Origin of the sequence: Dietzia sp. UBA5065 (assembly GCA_002415925.1) — a bacterium.
Lineage (GTDB): Bacteria > Actinomycetota > Actinomycetes > Mycobacteriales > Mycobacteriaceae > Dietzia.
Genome location: DIAZ01000143.1, coordinates 59,321 through 63,412, shown reverse-complemented (window position 1 = coordinate 63,412; position 4,092 = coordinate 59,321). Strand labels below are relative to the sequence as shown.

Annotated in this window: 7 protein-coding genes and 1 pseudogene; 7 read left to right on the top strand and 1 reads right to left on the bottom strand. The window is 71.4% G+C overall.

Annotated features, from left to right (window positions below):
• Positions 1–129: 129 nt before the first annotated feature.
• The 5 genes from B4M60_RS11950 to B4M60_RS11930 all read left to right on the top strand — a co-directional run bounded on the left by B4M60_RS11950 (position 130) and on the right by B4M60_RS11930 (position 2,342).
• The gene (locus tag B4M60_RS11950) at positions 130–411 is read left to right on the top strand and encodes a GlsB/YeaQ/YmgE family stress response membrane protein (protein WP_291084156.1); all 282 of its coding nucleotides are present in this window, start codon (positions 130–132) and stop codon (positions 409–411) included.
• A 99-nt stretch (positions 412–510) separates the two neighbouring features.
• Positions 511–720 carry an antitoxin gene (locus B4M60_RS11945; protein ID WP_291084154.1) on the top strand — a complete coding sequence of 70 codons (210 nt, stop codon included), beginning with the start codon at positions 511–513 and terminating at the stop codon, positions 718–720.
• Positions 721–794: 74 nt separating this feature from the next.
• Positions 795–1,397, top strand: a complete 603-nt coding sequence (locus B4M60_RS11940; RefSeq protein WP_291084151.1) for a TetR/AcrR family transcriptional regulator — start codon at positions 795–797, stop codon at positions 1,395–1,397.
• Positions 1,394–2,173 carry a class E sortase gene (locus tag B4M60_RS11935; RefSeq protein WP_291084148.1) on the top strand — a complete coding sequence of 260 codons (780 nt, stop codon included), beginning with the start codon at positions 1,394–1,396 and terminating at the stop codon, positions 2,171–2,173. The genes B4M60_RS11940 and B4M60_RS11935 overlap by 4 nt, the downstream gene beginning before the upstream one ends.
• 4 nt (positions 2,174–2,177) lie before the next feature.
• Positions 2,178–2,342: a hypothetical protein gene (locus B4M60_RS11930; protein ID WP_291084145.1), complete on the top strand. Its 165-nt coding sequence runs from the start codon at positions 2,178–2,180 to the stop codon at positions 2,340–2,342.
• A 28-nt stretch (positions 2,343–2,370) separates the two neighbouring features.
• On the opposite strand, the gene B4M60_RS11925 is transcribed toward B4M60_RS11930, so the two are convergent.
• Complete coding sequence (locus tag B4M60_RS11925; protein ID WP_291084141.1) at positions 2,371–2,922, bottom strand: DUF2020 domain-containing protein; 552 nt, start codon at positions 2,920–2,922, stop codon at positions 2,371–2,373.
• A gap of 110 nt (positions 2,923–3,032) precedes the next feature.
• On the opposite strand from B4M60_RS11925, the gene B4M60_RS11920 reads away from it, so the two are divergent.
• Both B4M60_RS11920 and B4M60_RS11915 read left to right on the top strand, forming a co-directional pair.
• Positions 3,033–3,656 carry a TetR family transcriptional regulator gene (locus tag B4M60_RS11920; RefSeq protein WP_291084138.1) on the top strand — a complete coding sequence of 208 codons (624 nt, stop codon included), beginning with the start codon at positions 3,033–3,035 and terminating at the stop codon, positions 3,654–3,656.
• Between the two features lie 95 nt (positions 3,657–3,751).
• Positions 3,752–4,092: pseudogene (locus tag B4M60_RS11915) on the top strand (hypothetical protein); the annotation flags it as partial.

The following is a 4,092-nucleotide window of genomic DNA, read 5'->3' as shown; positions in this document are numbered from 1 at the left end:
CCGGTAACGAATGAGCGACGTTTAACAGCACACACGCTCCCACCGGAGGCGATCATGGTCCCGACGTGTTCTCCTGTAGAGGCGGCCCGTCCGGGGCCGTGATCGACTCTCGGGAAAGGACCAATCGACATGGGAACCATCATCGCCTGGATCATCATCGGCGGGCTCGCCGGCTGGATCGCTTCCAAGATCATGAAGCGTGACGCCCAGATGGGCATCGGCGCCAACATCGTCGCCGGCGTCGTCGGCGCGTTCATCGTGGGCTGGATCGTGTCGTTCTTCACCGGCGGCTCCGCGATGCCGGACGCCTTCTCCATCCCCGGCGTCATCGCCGCGATCGTCGGCGCCTGCCTGGTGATCTGGCTCTTCAGCCTCATCTCCGGCCGCAGCAAGCGTGGCACCCGCGTCTGATCGTTCTCGATCGGAACACCTCCGACGGCCCGGCCCCGGCATCACCGGGCCGGGCCGTCGGCTCATAGCCCACCCGCCCACCACGAGAAAGGTCCCACAGTGAGTTTCCTCAACAAGATCAAGAGCTTCGCCAGCAAGAACCCGGATAAGGTCCAGGTCGCCGTCGACAAGGCCGGAGACCTCTTCGACCAGAAGACCGGCGGCAAGCACGCCAAGCACACCGACACCGTCCAGGAGAAGGCCGGCGAGTTCCTCACCGGCCGCGCCTCGGACACCCCGCCCACCGCCGGCGGGCAGCCACCGGCATGACCTCGGTGGCCGGTGCCGCCTCCCGCGGCACCGGCCCCGACGTGCTGGGGGTCACAGCCGATAGTCTGTCCACTGTGACGAGCACACGGTCGACCAAGCCCGGGCCGCGGGAGCGACTCCTGGCCACGGCGACCCGGCTGTTCTCGACCAACGGGATCCGCGCCGTGGGCATCGACCGGATCCTCCGCGAGGCGGGTGTGGCCAAGGCCAGCCTCTACAACACCTACGGGTCCAAGGACGAGCTCGTCGTGGCGTACCTGAGGTCCGTGGCCGAGCGCGACCGGGCCCTGTGGCAGCGGCGCGCGGACGCCTCGCCCGACGCTCGCGGCCGGATCCTCGCCCTGTTCGACATCGTCCGGGAGCGGGTCGAACCCGCCACCCCCGGTTCCTGCCACCTCGCCGCCGCGATCGAGTTCCCCCGGCCATCCACCGACGGCGAGCGCGCCATCCGCGCAGCCGTCGCGGATCAGCGGACCTGGGTGGCAGCCACCCTCCGCGCCGAACTCGCCGGCATGGGACTGCAGGATCCGGACAACATCACGGACCTCGCCGACCGGCTGGCGATCCTCCACGACGGGTCCGTCACCGCGGCCATGCTGGGGGAGGTCCGGACCACGGCGATGACCGCTCGGAGCATGGCCGAGCTCATCCTGGGGCTGGTCACCGAGTCCTCGTGAGGCGGACGGTGGGCGTACTGGGCGAGCTGCTCATCACGGTCGGGGTCGTGCTGGCGCTCTTCGTGGTCTATCAGGTGTGGTGGACCGACCTCGGCGCGGCGCGCGCCCAATCGTCCGCGGACGCCGAGCTGGAACAGCGGTGGGCGGCGGGACACAACCCCCGAAGCGGCGGGGAGCCCGTGACCGACGAGCCGCTCACCGGCACCGCGTTCGCCCGGCTCTACATCCCGGCCTTCGGATCGGACTACCGGTTCGCCGTGGTCTCCGGCACCGACGGCGCCGCCCTGGAGATCGGGCCGGGACACTACACGGAGACGCAGGCCCCGGGAGAGCCGGGGAACTTCGCCGTCGCGGGGCACCGGGTGGGCCGGGGGTCGCCGTTCAACGACCTCGACGCGCTGCGGACCTGCGACGCGCTCGTGTACGCCACCGCCGACGAGTGGCTGATCTACCGGGTCCTGCCCGTCGACGCGCCCGACCGGGCGACCGCCCGGGCCCAGGCCGCCGGCTGCCTGCCCGCGGACGTCGCCGACCGCGCGACCTCCGGGCCGTACGAGTGGCTGTCCGGCGTGTCGATCGTCCGACCGGAGGACGTCCGGGTGATCGACGCCGTACCGGGCCACCCCGGGCCCGCAACCCCGGAGATGCTGCCGCTGACCACGCTCACCACGTGCCATCCCCAGTACTCCGCGGCGGAACGGCTCGTCGTCCACGCGGTGCTCGACCGGACCGAGCCGCGCGTGGACGGCGTGGTCCCCGACGAACTGAGGGGGTGAGCGCGTGTACGCGTGGCTCTACGGCAAGCTCCCCGGCCCCACTCCACTCCGGGTGGTGCTGGTCCTGGCCCTTCTCGCCGCGGTCGTCCTCCTCCTCATGGAGGTCGTCTTCCCGGCGGTCGATGCACTCATGCCCTACTCCGACGTGTCCGTCGGCAACCCTGGCTGACCCGGACTGATCCCGACCGCGGCGCCGGTCAGGCGACGACCCGCGGCGCCACGAGCTCGGCCACCCGCTGGACCTTGACGGACTGTTCCTGGGTCGACTGCACCGCGAGGACCTGCGTGCCGCGGGCCAGGACGACCAGGGCTCCGCCCGCGCCGCCGGTCCGGCCCCCGGTCCATCCGCCCCCGATGTCCGAGCGCTCGGACTCCCCGACGGGGGCGGACTCGTCGACCAACCGGGTGGCCGCCTCCGCCGACCCCGCCGTGAAGACGGTGGTGGTGAGCTGCACGGCCCCGTCGGAGCTGTAGAAGAAGCACGCCGCCGGGTCCACGCGGTCGTCGATCCGCACCTCCGTGGCCAGTTCCCCGTTGAGACGGGACACCTCGTCGAGGGACAGATACGGGCAGTCGGCCTCCGCCACGGGCTCGGGCTCGAGGACCTCCGGCTCGCGGCTCGGCGGCGGGGCGGTCCGGATCGTCCCCCTCTCCGCAGCAGGCTCTGGCACCGCGCCACCGCACCCCGCGAGCACTCCCAGCAGGACGACGGACACGGTCGCGGGAAGAGCCCCGGAGGCGATACGCATGACGCCCAGGATAGGTGCCCGCCCGCTGGGTAGGGTTACCCGTACTAAGTACTCCGATCGACCTGAGTACACCGATCGACCTTCATCCTCACCGACCGGGAGGCGACACCATGACCGCCGCGACCGGCCGGCCGAACGGCAACGACAGCGCGGACGACCGTCGGCGCGAGCTCAGGGAGACCATCTCCGCCGTCGCGCTCGACCTGGTGCTCGAGCGCGGGCTGGACGCCGTGACGGTGGACGAGATCTCCAGGGCCTCCAACGTGTCCCGCCGGACGTTCTTCAACTATTTCCCCTCCAAGGTCGCCGCCTGCATCCCGGAGATGATCCCCGCCCAGGACGAGGCGATCGAGCAGTTCCTCACCGACTTCTCCGTCCCGACCATGACCGCTCTGTCGCGACTGCTCTGGCTGCAGGTGTCCAACGCCCGCCGTCAGAGCTCGGCGTTCGACAAGTTCCACGACATGTGGCGGCGAGAGCCCGGGATCCGCAGCGAGGTTCACGAGATCCTCGACCGGGCCGAGGAGCGGGTGGCGGCCCTGGTGGCCCGACGTGAGGGCAGGTCCCCGGGGTCGGCCGACGCGGTGACGGTGGCCGCGGCCTCCATCGCGATCCTGCGGGTCGCGGTCGAGCGCTGGCGCACCGACCAGTCCGGCGCGAAGCTGGAGCACCGCATCCAGGAGGCGTTCGAGGCCATCGCCCGGTCGGTGACGCTCGACGCCCCCGACGACTGACCGCGGGTCCGGTCGGGACCGGGACGTAGGATCGTCGCATGCGATCGCAGCGACCCCGCGCGGCTACGGGGGGACGACTCATCCGGGCCGTGGGGATGCTCACCGCTGCGGCCGCATTCTCGGGGTGTTCCTCTCTCGGGTTCTCCGGAGCGGCCGACTCCGGCCCGCCGAGACTGTCGCCGAACCCGCAGCCCGAGATCGCCGCCTCGATGCTGGACGGTCGGCCCGCCCCCGCGATGCGCCTCAACGCCTGCGAACTCCTCGACCTGACCCCCGCCCGTGTCATCGCGCTCACCGGCGCCGACATGCCCGACGTCGAGCCCACGGGCTCGGGCGACCTCGGCTTGCTGTGCACCTACGGAGGCCCGGGCTCGCCGGAGCGGTACGAGGCAGAGCGTGAAGAGGCGGAGCGCGAAAAGGCAGAGCGTGAAGAGGC

Coding starts and splice junctions, on each gene's coding strand:
- B4M60_RS11950 (WP_291084156.1), top strand. CDS start 130: ATGGGAACCATCATCGCCTGGATCATCATCGGCGGGCTCGCCGGCTGG.
- B4M60_RS11925 (WP_291084141.1), bottom strand. CDS start 2,922: ATGCGTATCGCCTCCGGGGCTCTTCCCGCGACCGTGTCCGTCGTCCTG.
- B4M60_RS11920 (WP_291084138.1), top strand. CDS start 3,033: ATGACCGCCGCGACCGGCCGGCCGAACGGCAACGACAGCGCGGACGAC.